At 58.6% G+C, this 18,537-nt stretch carries 14 protein-coding genes; 9 read left to right on the forward strand and 5 right to left on the reverse strand.

Annotation, left to right across the window (positions count from 1 at the left end; all coding sequences use genetic code 11):
• Window position 1 precedes the first annotated feature (1 nt).
• A complete protein-coding gene (locus J2753_RS06445) occupies window positions 2–751 on the forward strand; it encodes an IclR family transcriptional regulator (protein ID WP_209491100.1) in 750 nt (249 codons plus the stop codon).
• 651 nt (window positions 752–1,402) lie between these two features.
• Here the strand turns inward: J2753_RS06445 and J2753_RS06450 are convergent.
• Both J2753_RS06450 and J2753_RS06455 read right to left on the reverse strand, forming a co-directional pair.
• Window positions 1,403–3,094, reverse strand: coding sequence for a DUF885 domain-containing protein (locus J2753_RS06450; protein WP_209491101.1), 1,692 nt, complete (start codon window positions 3,092–3,094; stop codon window positions 1,403–1,405).
• A gap of 337 nt (window positions 3,095–3,431) precedes the next feature.
• Window positions 3,432–4,217, reverse strand: coding sequence for an IclR family transcriptional regulator (locus J2753_RS06455; protein WP_209491102.1), 786 nt, complete (start codon window positions 4,215–4,217; stop codon window positions 3,432–3,434).
• 662 nt (window positions 4,218–4,879) lie between these two features.
• On the opposite strand from J2753_RS06455, the gene J2753_RS06460 reads away from it, so the two are divergent.
• Together J2753_RS06460 and J2753_RS06465 are read left to right on the forward strand one after the other, a co-directional pair.
• Entirely contained in the window at window positions 4,880–6,463 is a 1,584-nt protein-coding gene (locus J2753_RS06460) for an aldehyde dehydrogenase family protein (RefSeq protein ID WP_209491103.1), read from the forward strand.
• Window positions 6,464–6,556: 93 nt separating this feature from the next.
• Window positions 6,557–7,738 (forward strand): NAD(P)/FAD-dependent oxidoreductase, encoded by a 1,182-nt coding sequence (locus tag J2753_RS06465; protein ID WP_209491104.1) that lies wholly within the window; start codon window positions 6,557–6,559, stop codon window positions 7,736–7,738.
• A 195-nt stretch (window positions 7,739–7,933) separates the two neighbouring features.
• On the opposite strand, the gene J2753_RS06470 is transcribed toward J2753_RS06465, so the two are convergent.
• Window positions 7,934–8,713, reverse strand: coding sequence for a 2-amino-3,7-dideoxy-D-threo-hept-6-ulosonate synthase (locus J2753_RS06470; protein ID WP_209491105.1), 780 nt, complete (start codon window positions 8,711–8,713; stop codon window positions 7,934–7,936).
• Window positions 8,714–9,097: 384 nt separating this feature from the next.
• On the opposite strand from J2753_RS06470, the gene J2753_RS06475 reads away from it, so the two are divergent.
• Both J2753_RS06475 and J2753_RS06480 read left to right on the forward strand, forming a co-directional pair.
• Window positions 9,098–10,318, forward strand: a complete 1,221-nt coding sequence (locus tag J2753_RS06475; protein WP_209491106.1) for a M24 family metallopeptidase — start codon at window positions 9,098–9,100, stop codon at window positions 10,316–10,318.
• A 135-nt stretch (window positions 10,319–10,453) separates the two neighbouring features.
• Window positions 10,454–11,143, forward strand: a complete 690-nt coding sequence (locus tag J2753_RS06480; protein WP_209491107.1) for a DUF1028 domain-containing protein — start codon at window positions 10,454–10,456, stop codon at window positions 11,141–11,143.
• A 99-nt stretch (window positions 11,144–11,242) separates the two neighbouring features.
• Here J2753_RS06480 and J2753_RS06485 read toward each other — a convergent pair whose 3' ends face one another.
• Together J2753_RS06485 and J2753_RS06490 are read right to left on the reverse strand one after the other, a co-directional pair.
• Window positions 11,243–12,184 carry an ABC transporter permease gene (locus tag J2753_RS06485; RefSeq protein ID WP_209491108.1) on the reverse strand — a complete coding sequence of 314 codons (942 nt, stop codon included), beginning with the start codon at window positions 12,182–12,184 and terminating at the stop codon, window positions 11,243–11,245.
• A 118-nt stretch (window positions 12,185–12,302) separates the two neighbouring features.
• Window positions 12,303–14,036: an ABC transporter substrate-binding protein gene (locus J2753_RS06490; RefSeq protein ID WP_209491109.1), complete on the reverse strand. Its 1,734-nt coding sequence runs from the start codon at window positions 14,034–14,036 to the stop codon at window positions 12,303–12,305.
• A gap of 178 nt (window positions 14,037–14,214) precedes the next feature.
• Between J2753_RS06490 and J2753_RS06495 the strand changes: the two genes are divergently transcribed.
• From J2753_RS06495 to J2753_RS14625, 4 genes are all read left to right on the forward strand, one after another.
• Window positions 14,215–15,120, forward strand: a complete 906-nt coding sequence (locus J2753_RS06495; RefSeq protein ID WP_245334494.1) for an ABC transporter permease — start codon at window positions 14,215–14,217, stop codon at window positions 15,118–15,120.
• A 39-nt stretch (window positions 15,121–15,159) separates the two neighbouring features.
• Window positions 15,160–16,227, forward strand: a complete 1,068-nt coding sequence (locus J2753_RS06500; protein ID WP_209491111.1) for an ABC transporter ATP-binding protein — start codon at window positions 15,160–15,162, stop codon at window positions 16,225–16,227.
• Window positions 16,220–17,236, forward strand: coding sequence for an ABC transporter ATP-binding protein (locus J2753_RS06505; RefSeq protein WP_209491112.1), 1,017 nt, complete (start codon window positions 16,220–16,222; stop codon window positions 17,234–17,236). Before J2753_RS06500 ends, J2753_RS06505 begins: the two co-directional genes overlap by 8 nt.
• A gap of 80 nt (window positions 17,237–17,316) precedes the next feature.
• The gene (locus tag J2753_RS14625) at window positions 17,317–18,507 is read left to right on the forward strand and encodes a M24 family metallopeptidase (protein WP_209491113.1); all 1,191 of its coding nucleotides are present in this window, start codon (window positions 17,317–17,319) and stop codon (window positions 18,505–18,507) included.
• Window positions 18,508–18,537: the final 30 nt, after the last annotated feature.

Raw genomic sequence — 18,537 nt, forward strand, 5'->3', positions numbered from 1 at the left:
TATGGCAGGGGATGAAAAACTGACCACGACCGCAACATCAATCCGACTTCTAGAGGCAGTCTCTGAACAGGAGGGGGCAACGCTCCGCAGCCTCGTCAAAGAGACAGATCTGGCGAAAAGCACGGTCTATAAACACCTATCGACGCTCCAGGCGAACAATCTCCTGATAAAAAAGGGGGAGCAGTATCTGCTTGGATTACACCACCTCACACTCGGCAAGCGGGCAGTTGAGATGCGCGACTCCTACCGACTCGTAGAGAAGAAGATCGACGAACTCAGAAATCGGACTGAGGCGGACATAGACTTCACTGTAGAGGAGAATGGGCGACTGATTCTCGTGTCGGAAGCCACCCGAACAATGAGTGAGTCGATCTTCGTTCCCGGAAACGAGTTCTATCTCCACAACACGGCAGCTGGAAAGGCGATCCTTGCGTCGTACTCCGATAATCGTGTCGACGCTATTCTCGACAGGCACGGTTTACCTCTACGGACAGATAAAACGATTCAGTCCCGCTCCAAGCTTAAATCTGAGCTCAAATCTATCCGGGAGAAAGGGTATGCGCTGAACGATGGGGAGTGCATTGAAGGGTATCGCTCCGTCGGTTCGGTTATCATGGACCCAAGCGACTCTGTTTTGGGCGCGATCAGCATCGGCGGTCCCGCCTATCGGGTCGACCGTGCTCGGTTGGAGGATGATTTCTCAGAACTAGTGTGTAATACTACTTCAGAGATCACAGAATCGCTTTCGTAAATCGCCTAATCCCGAATATAGTTTCGTATACATGGTCTATTATATCATACGCCTTTATATGCCCTGTCTGGTGGTTTGAGAACGCCCCGTTATAAGCATATTACCGTGAGTAAATGGCTGTGTTTTGTCATATATCGGTATCCACCTGATCAACGAATTGGATTATGCCTCGGGGTAAACCGGCTTGCCGTCACCGCAACGGGCACGTCCTGTACCTGTAAGGTTCGGCCATTGGCGTAGCGGCGATGGGAAGCGCCGTGGCGACTTCCATGTAACACACGCGGGCGTACGAGAATACTATCCAGTCACAAAGAGAACGGTCGACTCAAGCAGACGCTTCATACTATCAGCAACGAGTTGGTTGCAGAAGTTCACGGTATCGCTGTCGAGCAAGTGGCGCTGAAGACCGCAAACGGCGAGTATTCGGCTGGAGCGGGAGTCCACACTGAATAAGCCTACAGGCCATTGTAGCTTACAGACGGCAATGTGGCTAGGAAAAAGAACTGCCAAATCTTGATGTCCATCTGGCGACGATTTACCTGAAATCAGGCGCTACTTCCCCGTCCTCAAGGAGCAACGCACGGAGCGAAGCGACCGAGTAGCGCAGTAGGGCGGGGATACAGCGCCGTCATCATCTGTTCGTACACTGTTCTATTGCTCCGTGCTTGTGTCCCGTTCGAAGCCGTCGATCCACTCACGCACGTTCGCTGCCAGCGTCGGGAGCGGCACTGGCCCGCTTTCTAGGAACGTCTCATGGAACGCTCGCACATCGAACTGGGCCCCGAGTTCGTCCTCCGCTTCCCGCCGCAGATCCCGAACCTTAATTTCGCCCATCTTGTAGGCAAGCGACTGGCCGGGCCATGCGACGTATCGGTCGACCTCCGTCCGGACGTTATGCATCGACAGCGCGGTGTTCTCAGCCATGAACTCTCGGGCCTTCTCTGGGCTCCATCCTTTCGTGTGAATCCCGGTGTCGACGACCAGCCGACAGGCACGCCACATCTCGTTGCTCAACCGCCCGAACTGTTCGTACGGCGTCTCATACACATCCAGCTCCAAACCGAGTCGTTCCGCGTACAAGGCCCAGCCTTCGATGTAGGCGTTGACGAGGTTGTCCCGGCGGAACTCGGAGACTTTCTCGTTTTCCGTCGTGTGGGCGATCTGGTGGTGGTGGCCGGGAACGGCCTCATGAAGGAACAGCGCGGGGAGCGCGTAGAGCGGGCGGCTGTCCAGACCATACGTGTTCAGCCAGAACGTCCCGGAATCGCTCTCAGTCGGGTTCGAAACGTAGCGTCCGCTCGTGTAGCTCGGGGCGATATCCTCTGGCACCGGCTCAACTCCGTACGGCCGTGTCGGCATCGCATCGAGCGTGAATAGCGACGGAAGCCGGCCGTCGACATCCTTCGCAACGGCTTTCGCTTCGCCGAGGAGTTCCTCTTCGGAGTCGGGGTAAAACTGCGGGTCGTTCCGCAGGAACTCAACGAACTCGTCGAAGTTGCCCTCGAAGCCGGCGTCGTCGATGACTTCGAGCATCTCCTCGCGAATGCGCTCAACCTCCTCCAGCCCGGTCTGGTGGACGTCGTCGGGCGTCACATCGAGGGTGGTGTAGTACCGGACGAGGTGCTCGTAGTACGCCTCGCCGTCCGGGAGATCGGCGTAAGCAGTCGTCTCTCGCGTCTCGGGGATGTACTCATCGACGAGGAACGTGCGGAACTGTTCGAGTGCGGGGAGGGCAGCGTCGGTGATCGCTGCGGTGGCGGCGTCCCGAAGTCGTTCACGGTCCGTCTCGTCGATAGTAGCCGGCATCTCCTCGAAGGGCTCGTAGAGGGTGCTCTCGGTTGAATCGTCGACGAGATACGACTCGATCATCTCACCGTGACCGTGAAGGACTGATCGCGGGGGTGTGAATCCACGTTCGATCCCCTCGATCAGGAGGGTCCGCGCCTCGTCGAAGTACTCATCGGCGTGCTCCAGCCGATGGAGATATCGTTCGTAGTCGTCCAACTCCTCGAAGGAGTGTTGTGACGGATACCGAACGTACGCGGAGTGAGGACCCCCCTCGTGATTGACCGGCATGAGGTGAATCTGGTAGTCGTACCGCTTAATGCGGAACTCTAGTTCCCGCTCAAGGACGTCGTAATCCGCTTGGGCATGGTCAGAGAGCTGCGACCTGTCGACATCCGACAGTCGATCAGCGAACTCCTCCCACTGGTCAGCCTTCTCCGCTTCCCACCCGAGGCCCACATCCGGGAACGCCTCGTCGAGTCCCCCCTCGTACTCCTCGACCTCAGCGCGTAGTTCATCGAACTGATCATCGGCCGTTCCAGCGGCGCCCGTGCTCATGCTAATTCAGTAACGTACTCCTTCAAAAGGCCGATTATACCGGATATTGTTGGGGTTTTTCGACGGGTGATGTGAGTATTTCACAGGAAATTCTCTGTTAACCGTGCCCACAGCAACGAAGATGATACTCCCAAGTCGACCCTAGTCACCGATATTAGATGAAACGAAACGTTATGATATAGTCAAAAATTGGAAAGACAAAGAGAACCCTGTTGGTTTAGAGTATGCCCTTTCACTTAAACCTGAAGGTACTCTTCGGTAAACGGGTTGGCAATCTGGTGCCATGAATGATTGCACAGTAAATTTATTGTGCAAAGTTGTGGGTGGCGTCGGAAACTTATGATCGGTTCGCGTACTCCGAATAGATCGCCTCCTGCTGGGAGCGAAGCGATTCCTTGATTGCATCGACAGCATCCAAGAGAACGTCAGCTAACTCGTTTTTAAGTGTCTCCTCCGTCACACGGTACACCGGTCCGCCGATAGTGAGTGCACCAATGACTGACCCGTCCAGCCCTTCGATCGGAGCCCCAATCCCGTGATATCCCTCGAAGCACTCCCCGTCGTTGTACGAGTAGCCCTTCTCCGAGACGGCTTCAAGTTGTTCGTGCAACTGTTCCTCATCAGTGATCGTATTCGGCGCCTGTTTGGGGAGCCCCCACCGATCCAGTATGGTCTGAACCTCCTCCTCAGAGTATTCAGAGAGGATCGCTTTCCCTGCTGCCGTATTATGCGCAAACAACCGCACCCGATCATGGCTCACGCTCTCAGAGTGGAACACGAGGTTGATCCGGCCAACTTCTTCAACGAGGAATTCGACCTCCGACTCCGTCTCCGATGTGAGTTCACGCACCTTCTTTTCGATTATCTGATACCCCGGCTTCCGCCTCCTCGCGCTCTCGCTGAACTCTCTGAATCGGAGTCCGATCCAGTACTGTCCGTTCTCACGAATGACGAGGCCTTGCTGATTGAGCGTATTAACATGCATATACACGGTGCTTCGGGAGAGATCGAAGTGCTCCTGGACTCCGCCTAGGGTCGCGCCGTTCGATCTCCTAATGAAATCGAGTATTTCGATCGCTCGGTCCGTCGTTTTATGCACCGAATTTGTGTTGTTCGTTGGCATGGTGCTCACATAGCACTGCTATCACTTTAATGTCCGTATTTCCTAACTGTTTATATGAAGGTGTCTGTTTGGGCTGAGCGTGATCGATCCTCGTTCGCCCTCGAAACCCCTGATATTGGTCGATTCAATCAGTTTGAGCTAACACACAACGATATATGGTTAGTGGTACCGCGCCTCGATGCCCGTTTATTGTATCTTCTCATATTCTAGTGCCCATATAAACGGCCTATTATTGGAAATCGTATCCTATCGGCCCTACTGTACCTGTAATATCCATATTACCTTATTTAGAGATAGTAATTATGAAGATGGCTGATGTGAAATACACTTTGTATATCATGAACGAATGCTATCAACGTGGAATACCGGGTGCAACACGGCTCACATTCGTGGAAAACTATAGAGAGCCTCAATGTTCGAATTACTCGAACATCGCCACCAACTGAGTGGCAGTACTGTATGGGGCTCCAGCTCAGGTTCGTTCCTACCGAGGTTGATCACGAGAACGCCGTGGAGAGGATCAGCAAGCGTCATCCAACCACGCGAATCAAGTTATCAACCCACGAGAGCCACGAAACTTGGCGATCTAACGGATTCAACCGCGGTATGTAGAAAGTTGATCAGGACGAAGCTATAAGTGAATCCACTATATTCATCTAGGCGTGCAACCCGTCGAGTATGAGGACGAACTGACGCACCTCACACACAAACAGAACGATTCTCTTGATGAGTTTCATCGATCCTACGAGGCAGCAGTCGAATCGGTGAAACGCGAACTGGGAGAGTTCTACACGTTGGAAATCGACGGGGAATCGGTCGAGACTGACGACCATTTCCCTGTCGAGGCCGCGGGCGATACTGACGTGACGATCGGGGAGTTCGCCTCGGGCGGCGAAGAGGAGGTTGACTCAGCGGTCGACGCCGCCAAAAATGCGTTCCCCGACTGGGAGGCGAAAGATCCGGAGGAGCGGGCGGAAGTGTTCACGCAGGCGGCCGAAATCATGCGGGAGCGGAAGTTCGAACTAGCGGCCGCGCTCTCGCTCGAGAACGGGAAGAATCGAACCGAGGCGATGGCTGACGTCGACGAAGCGATCGACTTCCTCGATTTCTACAGTCGAGAGTTCACCCGGTCGAACGGCTATCAGTTCGACACGGGGGAACCAACGCCCGGCCAACATACGACGAACCTGCTGCGGCCGTACGGGGTCTTTGCCGTCATTTCCCCGTTCAACTTCCCGATGGCCCTTCTCGTCGGGATGTCGACCGGTGCACTACTCACCGGGAACACCGCGGTGGTCAAACCGGCAAGCGTCACCCCGCTCGTTGCCCAGAAATACCTGGAAATCCTCGACGAGGCGGGAATCCCTGACGGCGTTATCAACCTCGTCCTCGGCAGCGGCCGGGACGTCGGCCAGCCGCTCGTCGAGCACGAGGACGTCAAAGGTGTCGCGTTCACGGGCTCGCGGGAAGTCGGTCTCGGCATCCAGGAGACGTTCATGGACCTCGGGAAGCGCGGACCCGTGATCGCCGAACTCGGCGGGAAGAACCCGGTCATCGTCAGCGACGAGGCCGATCTCGACGACGCCGTCGAAGGTGTGATGAAGGGAGCGTTCTCCTTCAGCGGCCAGAAATGCTCCGCAACGTCGCGGGTCTACGTGTACGACGACATCATCGACGAGTTCACCGATCGACTCGTCGCAGAGACCGAAAAGCTGGACGTCGGTCGCCCGGAGGACCGCGAGACGTTCATCTCGCCGCTGATCGACGACGGTGCGCTGGACCACTACCTCACGATTTCGGAACAGGCACGCGAGGACGGGACGGTACTGACGGGCGGAGCAGAGGTCTCGGACCCGGATCTCCCGGATGCCCGGTACGTCGAACCCACGGTCGTCACGGACATCCCCCACGAGCACGAACTCGCGCGTGAGGAGCACTTCGTCCCGTTCCTTACCGTTCACCCGGTCTCGGACCTCGATGAGGGGGTCGAGAAGTCGAACGATAGCGAGTACGGACTGTGTGCTGGGCTCTTCTCGACGGACGACGACGAGATCGACCGGTGGTTTACCGATGTCGAGTCCGGCATGTGCTACGTGAACCGGTCCCAGAGTGCGACGACCGGGGCACTGGTCCAAGCCCAGCCGTTCGGCGGCTGGAAGTTCTCAGGGACGACAGGGAAGTTCGCGGGCGGGTACTGGTACCTGCAACAGTTCATGCGCGAACAGAGCCGAACCCACGTGAAGTAGGTAGCCAAGGACAACAGTCAAGATATTGAATGGAACGGAACAACCGGTGGCTGCAAGAGCGGCCAAAACGAACCGACAGCAAGGGCAAGGTCAATGACTAACGAGTATGGCGGGGACCCGGAGAACGTCGTCGTTGTCGGCGGCGGCATCATCGGGCTTGCCTCCGCGTACTACTTGGAGCAGCGAGGCGCCGACGTGACCGTCCTCGAAAAATCCAGTATCGGGGCGGGGAACACGGGTCGTGCGAACGGCGGCATCCGAGCGCAGTTCACGTCCCCAGTCAGTTCGGCACTGTCAAAGGAAAGTATCGAAGTCTGGGAGTCGTTCGACGAACAGTTCGGGGTCGACATCAAATATCGGCGACCGGGCTATCTGTTCTTGGCTCGCACTGAATCGACGGCCGAACAGTTCAGGGAGAACGTGGCGAAACAGAACGAGCAAGACATACCCAGTCGGTTCGTTACGCCACAGGAGGCAAAAGAGCTCTGCCCGGGACTCTACCACGAGGAGTTCGTCGGTGGAACTTACTGTCCAATCGATGGGATCGCTGATCCGCATCTCGCACTCCAGGGGTTTTCGGACGCTGCACGCGAATCCGGCGCCGAAATCCGAACCAAAACCAAAGTCGTCGATGTCCTGCAGAACGGTTCGGGGGAAGTGACCGGCGTCGAAACCGAGGCAGAAACGATTCCCGCTGATTTCGTCGTCAACGCCGCCGGCGCCTGGGCTAAACAGGTAGGAAAGATGGTCGATATCGATCTCCCTGTTGATCCGAAACGCCGGAAACTGATGGTTGTCGACCCTGAGGAGCCGGTCAGCGAAGACGTTCCGTTCACGGTTGACAGCGATCACGGGTTCCACTTCAGACCAGAACGGAAAGGCGCTGCTGTCGCCGGTGGACATTTCAGCGACGCCGATCCCGAGGAGGACCCGGATGACTTCTCAACTTCGACATCAATCGACTGGGCTGCCGAAGTTATCGAGCGGGGAGCAGAGGTTGCGAGCTACTTCGGGCCCGAAACCCGAGTAAATCAGGGATGGGCCGGACTCTATGCCGTGACACCGGATCACCACCCGATACTCGAGGAGACGATCCCGGGGTTCATCAACGCCGTTGGGTTCTCCGGACACGGGTTCATGCAGTCACCGGCGACGGGCCAAATCGTGGCGGAAATAGTCACTAACGGGTCGCCATCGCTCGTGGATGTTTCGTCCCTGACCGCAGACCGGTTCGCCAACGGTGGTCACCTGCGGGAAGGGACAGTGATCGACTGAACGGGGCGATCCCGTACCGTGCTTCGGTAACGCAATCCAGATGTGCGTCCACTGGATCGCTGTCAAAAATCCCGTCCGGGTCGGCCTCCGCTCGTCGCCGATTGCTGACCGAGGTACTTATAGAGGGGATGGCCCGAAGTGAGCCAACGCCTGCGAGGCACGTCGACCCGATAGAGGATCAGTCCCTGCCTCTGGTCACTCTAGTTCGGCCACCGCTTCTTCGAGCGATGCGTCCTCGTGAACGATCGCAGAAACGGCGGCCGTCATCGCGCCCGGGTCCTCGTGCTGGAAGACCGAGCGGCCCATCGAAACCCCGACCGCGCCCGCATCCATGACTCCGCGAACTTGGGTCAACATCTCGCGGTCCGGTCGCGGTGATCCACCCGCCGCGATAACCGGGCGTGCCGTCGCGTCAACGACCTGTTCGAAGCTTTCCGGGTCGCCCGAGTATCCGGTTTTAATGATGTCTGCTCCCAGCTCCTCCCCAAGCCGGGCTGCATGGGCAAGCTGGTCGGGATTCTCCTCGTCGATCCCGGGCCCCCGAGCGTAGGTCATCGCCAACACCGGAACCCCAAGTTCGGCGGCCGACTGGACAACCCCTGCAAGATCCTCGATCTGCTTTGGCTCGTAGTCGCTTCCCACGTTGAGATGGAGCGAGACCGCATCAGCACCTCGTTGAACGGCCTCCTTGACCGTCCCGGTGAGGCGTTTATCGTTCGAATCAGGCCCGAGCGTCGTCGACGCGTTCAGGTGAATGACGTACCCAGCGCCGTTCTTGTTCGGGTGAACGCGATCCGCTAACCCCTTCTGTGTCAGGACGGAGTCCGCGCCAGCAGCCGTCACCTGATCTATCGTCGATTCGATGTCTTTGAGTCCGTCGGTGGCGCCGATGGTGATCCCGTGGTCCATCGGGACGTTCAGCATCTTTCCGTCTGTGCCGATTCGGTCGAGTCGGGCTGCGATTCCGGTCTGCATCGTCCCGGTATGGGAGACAGTCTGTAAAGAACGTTGGGCTCGACGCAATCAACGGTCACGCCCGACTCAGCGCGGAAGCGGCGATACGATCACGTGTTGAACCCCAGGGCTGGAGGGATCGATGTTGTTGCCAGGGCCGGAGGGATCGATGTCGTTGCTGCCGTCGACCCCGTAATCGGGTACGGACTCCACGTTCTCTCCGAAGTAAAAGCCGAAACTCGAAATCAACGAACTTCTCTATCCAGTCGTTTGAGACGATATTGCTCAACACCACCGATCAGACGGACTCCCGTCCGGGCGGCAGCCATTTGTCCCCGATACGCCGGACCAAGAGATTATCTCTGGTTGGCAAACATTTATTGTAGATGGTTCCACCGATACTGTATGGCATTGACTAGCGTGCCAACCGAGGAGTTCGAACATCGAATCAAAACCGTTCGGGAGAAGATCGCTGATGCGAGCGTCGACGCACTCGTTCTGTTCTCGTCCACGTCTATCGAGTGGCTCAGCGGGTTCCACCACCTTCAGACCGAGCGCCCCGTCTGTCTGGCTGTGACGGACGACCATACCGCGATTACCGTCCCGCGGCTCGAACTCGATCGGGCTGTCGACGACGAGTTCCCGCTGCTGGAGACGGTGTACAACTACTACGACTACCCTGGCGGAACCCACGAGGGGACGACGTACTACCAGCACTCCTCCGTGACGCCCGAGGAGAAGATCGCCGAGATGCTCTCGGACCTGGGCGTCGAGACCGCCGTCGCCGATATGAACGGCGCGCCGGGCTACTGGGGGTACAGCGGCCCTGCGCTCGACGAGTTCGCCGATGTCGACGTGGCCAAAACGGTCGAGTGGATCACCGACCTCCGGAAGGCCAAATCCGACGTGGAGATCGAGCTCATGGAGGAGTCCGCGAAATGGGGCAACCTCGCGCACAAGAAGCTCGAAGAGTACGCCGAACCCGGAAAACACGAGCTCTGGGTCGCCAAGCGTGCCAGCCTCGACGCGTCGATGTCGATGCTTGACGCTCTCGGTGATCGCTACGACTCGCACCTCCGCGGTGGGTTCCCGGCTCACGCGGGCTTCCTCTCGGGGTCGAACACGTGGCTTCCTCACGGCCTGACGGAGAACCGAGAGCTCGAGTACGGCGACATCATCATCACCGGCGCGTCCGCGAACATCGGCGGTTACACGACCGAACTCGAGCGGACGATGTTCATCGGCGACGCGCCCGATCATCACCGGGAGTACTTCGACCACATGGTGGAGATGCAGGAGATTGCCATCGACGCCATGGGCCCGGGTGTCAAAGCATCGACGGTCGACCAGGCGGTCCACGACTACTGCAAGGAACAAGGGCTCCTCGACTACACGCAGCACCACACCGGCCACAACGTCGGCCTCGGTGTCCACGAGCGGGAGTTCCTCGACCGTGGCAGCGAGGAGGTGCTCCGTTCCGGCCAGTTCTACACTGTCGAGCCGGCGCTGTTCATCCCGGATGTCGCGGGCTACCGCCACTCCGATACGATCCTCGTCACTGAAGACGGGACCCGGTCGCTCACGTACTACCCGAAGGACCTCGAGAGCAACATCATCAACATCTGATCCAACGACTGAAGCGGGATCGACGGAGAACTGGGCTGGTGCGGCGATCCTCGGCGCATATTCTTTGCCGACGTCCGGTGTTGCACAATCTAAAAGGGGGTGGGGAGCTATCCGTATCTTGGTGATTAAAACCGTATGACGTTCTCGATTACTGCTGTTGATCTGGAGACGAACAAGGTCGGCGTCGCGATTGCCTCCGTGTTCCCTGCCGTCGGGGCCGTGTGCCCGTGGGTGAACGAACACGGCGGAATTTCCACCCAGGCGTGGGACTCCGGTGCAGATTACGGTGAACCCGTTCTACAGATGCTCAACAGCGGTGTGCCCCTTGAGACGGCGGCCGAATCGCTGATTACGGATCGGGAAGGGGGGATCGGGACACAGCTCCACGGAGTCACGAAAGACGGTCGGTCGTTCACGTACACCGGTGAGAAGTGCAACGAGTGGGCCGGCCACGTCGACGGCGGAGATCACACGACTGCCGGCAACCTGCTTGTTGGTCCGGAGGTGGTTGAGTCGATGAGCGAGACGTTTGGATCGGCGGAAGGCCCGCTCGAAGAACGCCTCATCTCCGCGCTTGAAGCGGGTGAGCAGGCTGGAGGTGACAAACGAGGCGACAACTGGAGCGCTGCCCTCCTCGTGCACGCACCGACCCCACAGCTGTACCACAACCTTCGCGTGGACGACCCCGGAAACCCGATTGCGGGTCTTCGAGACGGGTACGAGAACGCCCGGGAGGCAGAGTCTGAAACTGACCGTTCGGAGCTAGAGGCGCAGTGGGGCGGGCCGGTCCCCGACTCAGTCTCGACGTTCCGAATCAAGTACTGATCCGAACTTACCCTTCCAACGGCTTACCCGACCGTTCGTGTCGAAAAGAGAGCGAACGCGGCGCCGCTGACCCAGAAAAACGCAAAAACCGGGAAGGGTTCAGTCGTACGTGATCCGCGGATCGAGGTAGCTGTAAGCGATGTCGACGAGGAAGTTCGCCGCGATCACGATGATCGCGTAGACGAGCACTAACCCCTGAACCACCTCATAGTCCCGCTGGAGCACGGAATTCACCAGTAGCCGGCCCATTCCCGGCCACGAGAACACGGTTTCAATAATGACCGTACCGCCGAAGATCGCCGGAATCTGTAGCCCGAGGATGGTGATGACTGGGATCATCGCGTTCTTCATGGCGTGGGTGTAGATGACCGTGCGCCGTTTGAGCCCCTTCCCTCTCGCTGTGCGGATGTAGTCCTCGTTGAGGACTTCGAGCATCGACGACCGTGTCAACCGCGTCAGTAACCCTGCCCGACGTGTCCCGGTAGCAAGGGCTGGCAGCGTGATGTGTGCGAGCCAGATCCCGGAGAATATCGCACCCTGCCGGCCGGAGATGGCGAACACGTCCATCCGGACGGAGAACAGAAGGATCAGGATCAGCCCTAACCAGAACGACGGCATCGAGATCCAGAAGATCGCGAAGACCATCGAGACGTTGTCGACCCAGGTGTACTGACGAACGGCGCTGATGACTCCGAGCGGGAGCGCGATGGCGAGGGTAATAACCATCGCGACGAGTGCGAGTTCCATCGTCGGAACGATTCGCTCGGCGATCATCGCCGAGACCTCACGGCCCGTCCGGAGCGACTCCCCGAGGTTGCCCTGCATCACACCGAAGACCCAGTCGATGTAGCGGATGTGTGGCGGTTGGTTCAACCCGAGCTCGCGCTCCAGTTCGGCGATCGCGTCCGCCGGCGCGTTCCGTCCCAGCGCGATTTGGGCGGGGTTCCCCGGTGCGATATACATCAGCGAGGAAATGACGATCGAGACCCCGAACAGGACCGGGATCGTCACGAGGAAGCGCCGGATAGTGTATTTATACATCTGTCACCTCGGCAGTGCCTTTGTCGTGTTGTGAACGGTCAATCTGTGTTGCACCCGATTGGCTGATCGCGTCGGTCGAACGTTGATTTACGGTATGACTTCCCAGCATCCCCGCCCGTCAGAGGAACAGTTCCATATATCGGTCGTACTGTTCGACCGGCCACCAGGCGTGTTCCGTCCAATTGTCCACGCCACTGACCTCGTTCTTGTAGCCGAAGATCTTGTTATAGCCGAAGATCGGAGCGACCGGTGCCTCTTCCAGGGCGATGCGCTGTGCCTGTTTCACGTTCTCGGCACGCACCTCCGGGTCGGGCTCGGACTTCGTGTCGTCAATGAGCTGGTCGAACTCCTCGTTCTCCCAGATCGAGAAGTTACAGCAGCTGTCCTCGGTGAACCACCGCGAGCTGTGCAAGGCATTCTCGAGCCAGCTGAGGCCGTACGTCCCGCCCAGCGCCATCATGAGTAGATCATGTTCACCTGACTCGACCTTGTTGTATAGGGTCCCCGCCTCGAGGATCTCCAGGTTCACGTCGAAGCCGACGCGTTCCAGCATCGGCGCCACCGCGCGGCCGGCGCGCTTCTCGCGCTCGATGGTGTACGTGAAGAAGTCAATGCTGAGGTCCTCGCCGTCCCGGCTGCGTACTTCGCTCTGCTGTGAGTTCGTCCAGCCGGCGTTCTCGAGTAGTTCCCGTGCGCGTTTGGGATTGAACTGCTGTCCGAGCTCTTTGGACTCTTTCTCGCCGAGTGAGTTGCTGTGATTCGGAGTTACGCAGTTCCAGATCGGGTAGCCCTCGCCCGACACCGTCGACCGCATGACTGCCTCCTTGTTGATCGCGTGGACCACGGCCTTCCGGACGTCGACCTCGCTGAACGTGCTGCTTTGACAGTTGGGACAGAGGTACGACTGCCGGGTGAACTCCTTGCGCGCGAGCTGGGTGTTCTCATGGTTCTCGATCTCTTTCGCGTAGGAGAGCTGAACCGACTTGGAGCCGTGGACGTCGCCGTTTGTCAGCTCGTTTCGGAGCGTCGATCCCTCCGGGTGATGTTCGAACTGTATCTCGCCGACGTACCCCGGCCCCTGGGTCGTGAGCCAGTCCGCTCCCCAATCGTAGTCATCGAACCGCGTGACCGTGACCGCGGTCCCGCGGTTCCAGCTATCGAACTGGTACGGACCGGTGCCGACGACTGTCGACTGGCCGAACTCCTCACCGGCCTCCTCGACGGCGGCCGGCGACACCATGCTGAAGTTCCAGATGGTGAGCCGGCGCGGCAGCAGCGGGAACGGGTCCTCGTACTCGACGTAGAACTCGTAGTCGCCAGTGGCTTCGACGGTGGTGATGGTGCTCGCGGAGATGTCGCTCGCGACTGACGAGTTCTCCCGGATGCGTTTGAGGTTCCAGACCGCGGCTTCGGCGTCGAACGTCTCCCCGTCGTGGAACGTGATCCCCTCCTCCAGAACGAAGTCGAACCGCGATGCGTCCTCGTTCTGTTCCCACTCGCTCACGAGGTGTGGCGTGGGTTCACCCTCTGGATTATCGCGGAATAGCGGTTCGGCGAAACTCGAGATGATCTCCTGTGCAGACAGGCGGTTTATATTGTGCGGGTCGAGGGTATCCGGAGCCGACGCCATCCCGATAACGAGCGTCTCGTCGCTGCGTTTCGTGTCTGGTGCCTGCGTTTCGGTGTCTGGGTCCGTGTCGTCCGGCCCTCCGCTGGTCGTCGGACTCCCTGTTTCTGAGCCGTCTCCACCGGTACACCCGGCGAGGACGACGCTTGTTGCACCGGCTCCGATATGACGGAGATAGCTCCGCCGGTCGACACGCTCCCCGTCTTTTTTGGCATGCTTTGCCATACCAGCATGTGTGAATGACCCCTAATAAAGATTCCGCAGATCGGGACGTTTCAATCCGGCTGAACCCGCCGAATTTGACCATCTACAACGGGGAACCCGTATTCGAGATGGGCAACAATAAGAAGAAAGAGGCCCCTGAATCACAACCTTAACATGACTGAGCGAAATGATAGGTATCATGGCACAGGGTAGCACGCAGTCAGCGTCATCCGGTACCACTGGTCAAGGCGCGACCGACATCAGCCGTGGAGCACGGTTCCGGATGGTTTTGAGGCGACTGTCCAGAAACTGGTTCGCCGTGTTCGGCGCGGTCGTCGCTGTCACTCTCGTTTTGACAGCAATCTTCGCTCCAGTTATTGCGCCCTACGGCCCAACCGAAGCGGACTACAATTCGATCAGGGAGGCACCGAGCCTCGATCATCCGTTCGGAACGGACAACCTCGGTCGTGATATTTTCTCCCGAGTCGTGTTTGGCTCCCGGTACACGGTGTTTCTCGGGATCGTTATCGTCGGCATACAGATGGCGATCGGCGTCTTACTCGGTCTGATCGCCGGGTACTACGGCGGCTGGACGGAGTCGATCATCATGCGGCTGGTCGACATCAGCCTCTCGATACCCGGGATCGTGTTGGCACTCGCGATCGCGGGGATCTTGGGTGGGGGAATCGAATCGTTAATCATCGCCGTCAGCCTCGTCGGCTGGCGTGGGTTCACACGCCTGGTTCGAGGGGATGTCAAGAGCATCATGGAGGAGGAGTACATCGACGCCGCTGAGTCTGCCGGCGTCGGCGACATCCGGATCATGACACGATACATCCTCCCCAACTCGATGTCGAGCATCATCGTCTACACCTCCCTGACGATCCCGACGGTCATCCTCTGGAGCGCAGCGCTATCGTTCCTCGGGATGGGGGTTCAGCCGCCCAGACCGGAGTGGGGGGCGATCATCTCGATCGGCCGGAGCCAACTCGCTGAGCAGTGGTGGGTGTCGACGTTCCCGGGTCTGGCGATCATGGTCACCGTCATCGGATTCAACGCGCTAGGAGACGGGCTTCGGGACGCTCTCGACCCGAAACAGGAGTAATCAACCACAGACATCTCACCAACACCTCGAAATCCAACAATGACCGACAATATCCTCACCGTAGAAGACCTGAAAGTCGATTTCCACACCGAGGAGGGGACAGTCCACGCGCTCGACGGCATCTCCTTCGAAGTTGGCTACGACGAAGTGCTGGGCGTTATCGGCGAAAGCGGCTGCGGAAAGAGCGTCACCGTGCTGAGCGTGATGGGACTCCTCCAGTCGCCGCCTGCCGACATCGTCGACGGGACGATCGAGTACAAGGGAACCGACCTGCTCTCGATCTCGGATACGGAGTTGAACGAGATCCGGGGAGACCAGATCTCGATGGTCTACCAAGACCCCATGACGTCCCTGAATCCCGTCCTGACGATCGGCCACCAAGTCATGGAGCCGTTGCTCCGACACACTAACATGAGCAAAGCGGCGGCACGGCAGAAGGGGATCGACATGTTGGAGTCCTGTGGGTTGGCCGACGCTGATCGACTGATGGACGAGTACCCACACGAGTTGAGTGGCGGGATGCGGCAACGGGTCGTCATCGCCATGGCACTCGTCACGGAACCAGACCTGCTGATCGCCGACGAGCCCACAACTGCGCTGGACGTGACTATTCAGGCTCAGATCATGGAACTCCTCAAGAGCCTTCAGGAGGAGTTCGGGATGAGCGTGGTCTTCATCTCCCACGACCTCGGTGTCATCAGCGAGATCTCCGATCGGATCGCCGTGATGTATGCTGGTCGTGTCGTCGAATCCGCCACGATGAGGAATATCTTCACAAACCCGTTGCATCCGTACACGCGAAAACTCTCCGAGAGTATACCCAGTCTGGATTCAACGGTGGATCGGCTTCCGACGATCGAGGGGCAAGTTCCCAGCCTCTACAATCCACCGACCGGGTGTCGGTTCGCCTCCCGATGTCCGGAGCACCTCGGTGAGGAGTGTGAGATGGTCGACCCACGGCTCAAACGGATCGAGGAGAACGCCGCCCACAAAGTCGCATGCCACCTGTACACGGACGTGAGCGAGGCGTCGCCGCCGTGGGATGTCGAGGAAGGAGATGCACAGGCTGTCACAAACAAGGCTACCCAGGGGGACAAGTATGAGTGAATCAATCCAGTCGACGTACGGAGTTGCACAGGACGACGGGCTACTCGCGACAAAAGACCTGAAAAAATACTTCCCGGTCAAGGGCGGGATTCTGAATCGGAAAGTGGGAGATGTCAAGGCTGTCGATGGTGTCAGTCTGGCCATCGAGGAGGGGAAAACGCTCGGGCTAGTCGGCGAGTCCGGCTGTGGAAAATCGACGCTCGGGAAAACGATTATGCGGCTCCACGATCCGACGGACGGGAATATCTACTTTGATGGCGAAGATATCTCCGACGCCGGAAAATCACGAATGCGGAAGATTCGACGGAACATGCAGATCATCTTTCAGGACCCGGCGTCCAGCCTCAATCCGCGGATGTCTGTCGCCGAACTGATCCAGGAGCCGATGAAAACCCTGACCGACTGGTCGAAGGAGGAACGCCGAGACCGGACGCTCGAACTTATCAGCGAGGTCGGACTCCAAGAGGGACATCTGCAGCGTGCCCCCCACGAATTCAGTGGTGGCCAGCAGCAGCGAGTCGCAATCGCACGGGCGCTGAGCGTCAATCCGAAACTGATCGTCGCCGACGAGCCAACGAGCGCACTCGACGTGAGCGTTCAGGCAAAAATACTCAATCTACTGAGTGATCTACAGGACACCTACGACCTCACCTTCCTCTTCATCAGCCACGATCTGAGCGTCATCAAGCACATCTGTGACGACGTTGCAGTGATGTACCTCGGGAAACTGGCAGAGGTCGCATCGACAGAGGAGATATTCGACGATCCGAAGCATCCGTACACGAAAGCGCTCATGTCAGCCGTCCCGGACGCGTCCGCAGAATCGATGACCGACCGGATCCTCCTGGAGGGCGACGTACCGAGTCCGGAAAACCCGCCGTCGGGTTGTCGCTTCCACACTCGCTGTCAGGAGTACATCGGAGAGATCTGTGAAACCGACGAACCACAGTTCACTGAACCGTCTGCGGGTCGATACTGCTCCTGCCACCACTACTCCGGCAGCACGTGAGGCACTGACCGATATTTTCGAACGTAGTTGGGAAGAATCACCACCTGAAAAGTTAAGGAACCCGTCGTGGAGTGTTAGATGTGACCGTTCCACAAACTCTCGATACTGATTACATTCGGCTAGCAGACGCAGTTAGATCGGCGGACGCCGACGCCTACGTCCACATCGGCGATGGCACTGACGACCTCCTCCGGTACCTCACCCGGGTCGACACCGAAGACAACCTTGCGGCGTTCGTCCTGACAGCAGATGGGGCGACAGTGTGTCTCCGTCCACGGTATCGCCCGGAGGCGGAGCGAAAGTTCCCAGGCGACAGCATCCTGGAAACGGACGCCGAACGTGGGATCGTCGAGGCGGTCTCGGACATCATCGAAACCGACGGAGTGGTCCGCATCCCGCACACGACATCGGTCGGAATTGCTCGGGATCTCGAGTCACTGACATCCGTCGATGTGGTCTCGGAACCGGATACAATTTGGTGTGAGAAGAGCGACGCAGAACAACGGATCGCTGCACACATGGCCGATGGTGTGCAGCGCGGTATCGCGCGTGCGGAAACCGTCCTGGCGGAAGCAGTCGTCGCCGCCGACGAGGTGCGGTGGGAAGGAGACGCGTTGACCACGGAACGACTCCGGCGTGAAGTAAAGAAGGAACTTGTGAGTCTCGGACTCCGTGATATGGGCAACGTCGTAATCGGCGCAGGTGAGTCCTGTGCCGAGCTACATTTCACGGGCGATGCCCCGATTCGCCCGGATGAGACGGTCCTGATCGATCTAGGCCCGCGTGGCCCGTTCGGATACTTCGGTGACATCTCTCGAACGTTCGTTCCCGGCGAAATACGCGACTGGGAACAGGAGGCGTTCGAGGTGGTCCGGGAAGCCCTCGATTCGGCCTTCGATGTCCTCTCGGCGGGCGCCGGTGTCGGGGCAGACGAACTCTATCTATCGATGGCGGAGGTGATCGAATCGTATGGGTACGAAACAGGGCTTCACGAGTCACGGGATGATGCAGTCGGCCTCTATCACGGAACTGGGCACGGGATCGGCGTCCGAATCCACGAAAAACCGTTCCAGTCGAGAGACGCCGACGCGGAACTCCGTGCCGGCAACGTCATCACCATCGAACCAGGGCTGTACGATCCCGACCGCGGGGGGGTCCGGCTCGAGGATGTCATCGTCGTCGAAGAGGACGGATACCAGAACCTGATGGAGTATCCGTACGGATTGACGCCCGTCGAACGGGAGATCGGGGAGGCGCCGGACGGCTACTGACCGCTCTACGACCATACCCATCCAACCATT

Source organism: Halolamina salifodinae (assembly GCF_017874235.1).
Classification (GTDB): Archaea; Halobacteriota; Halobacteria; order Halobacteriales; family Haloferacaceae; genus Halolamina; species Halolamina salifodinae.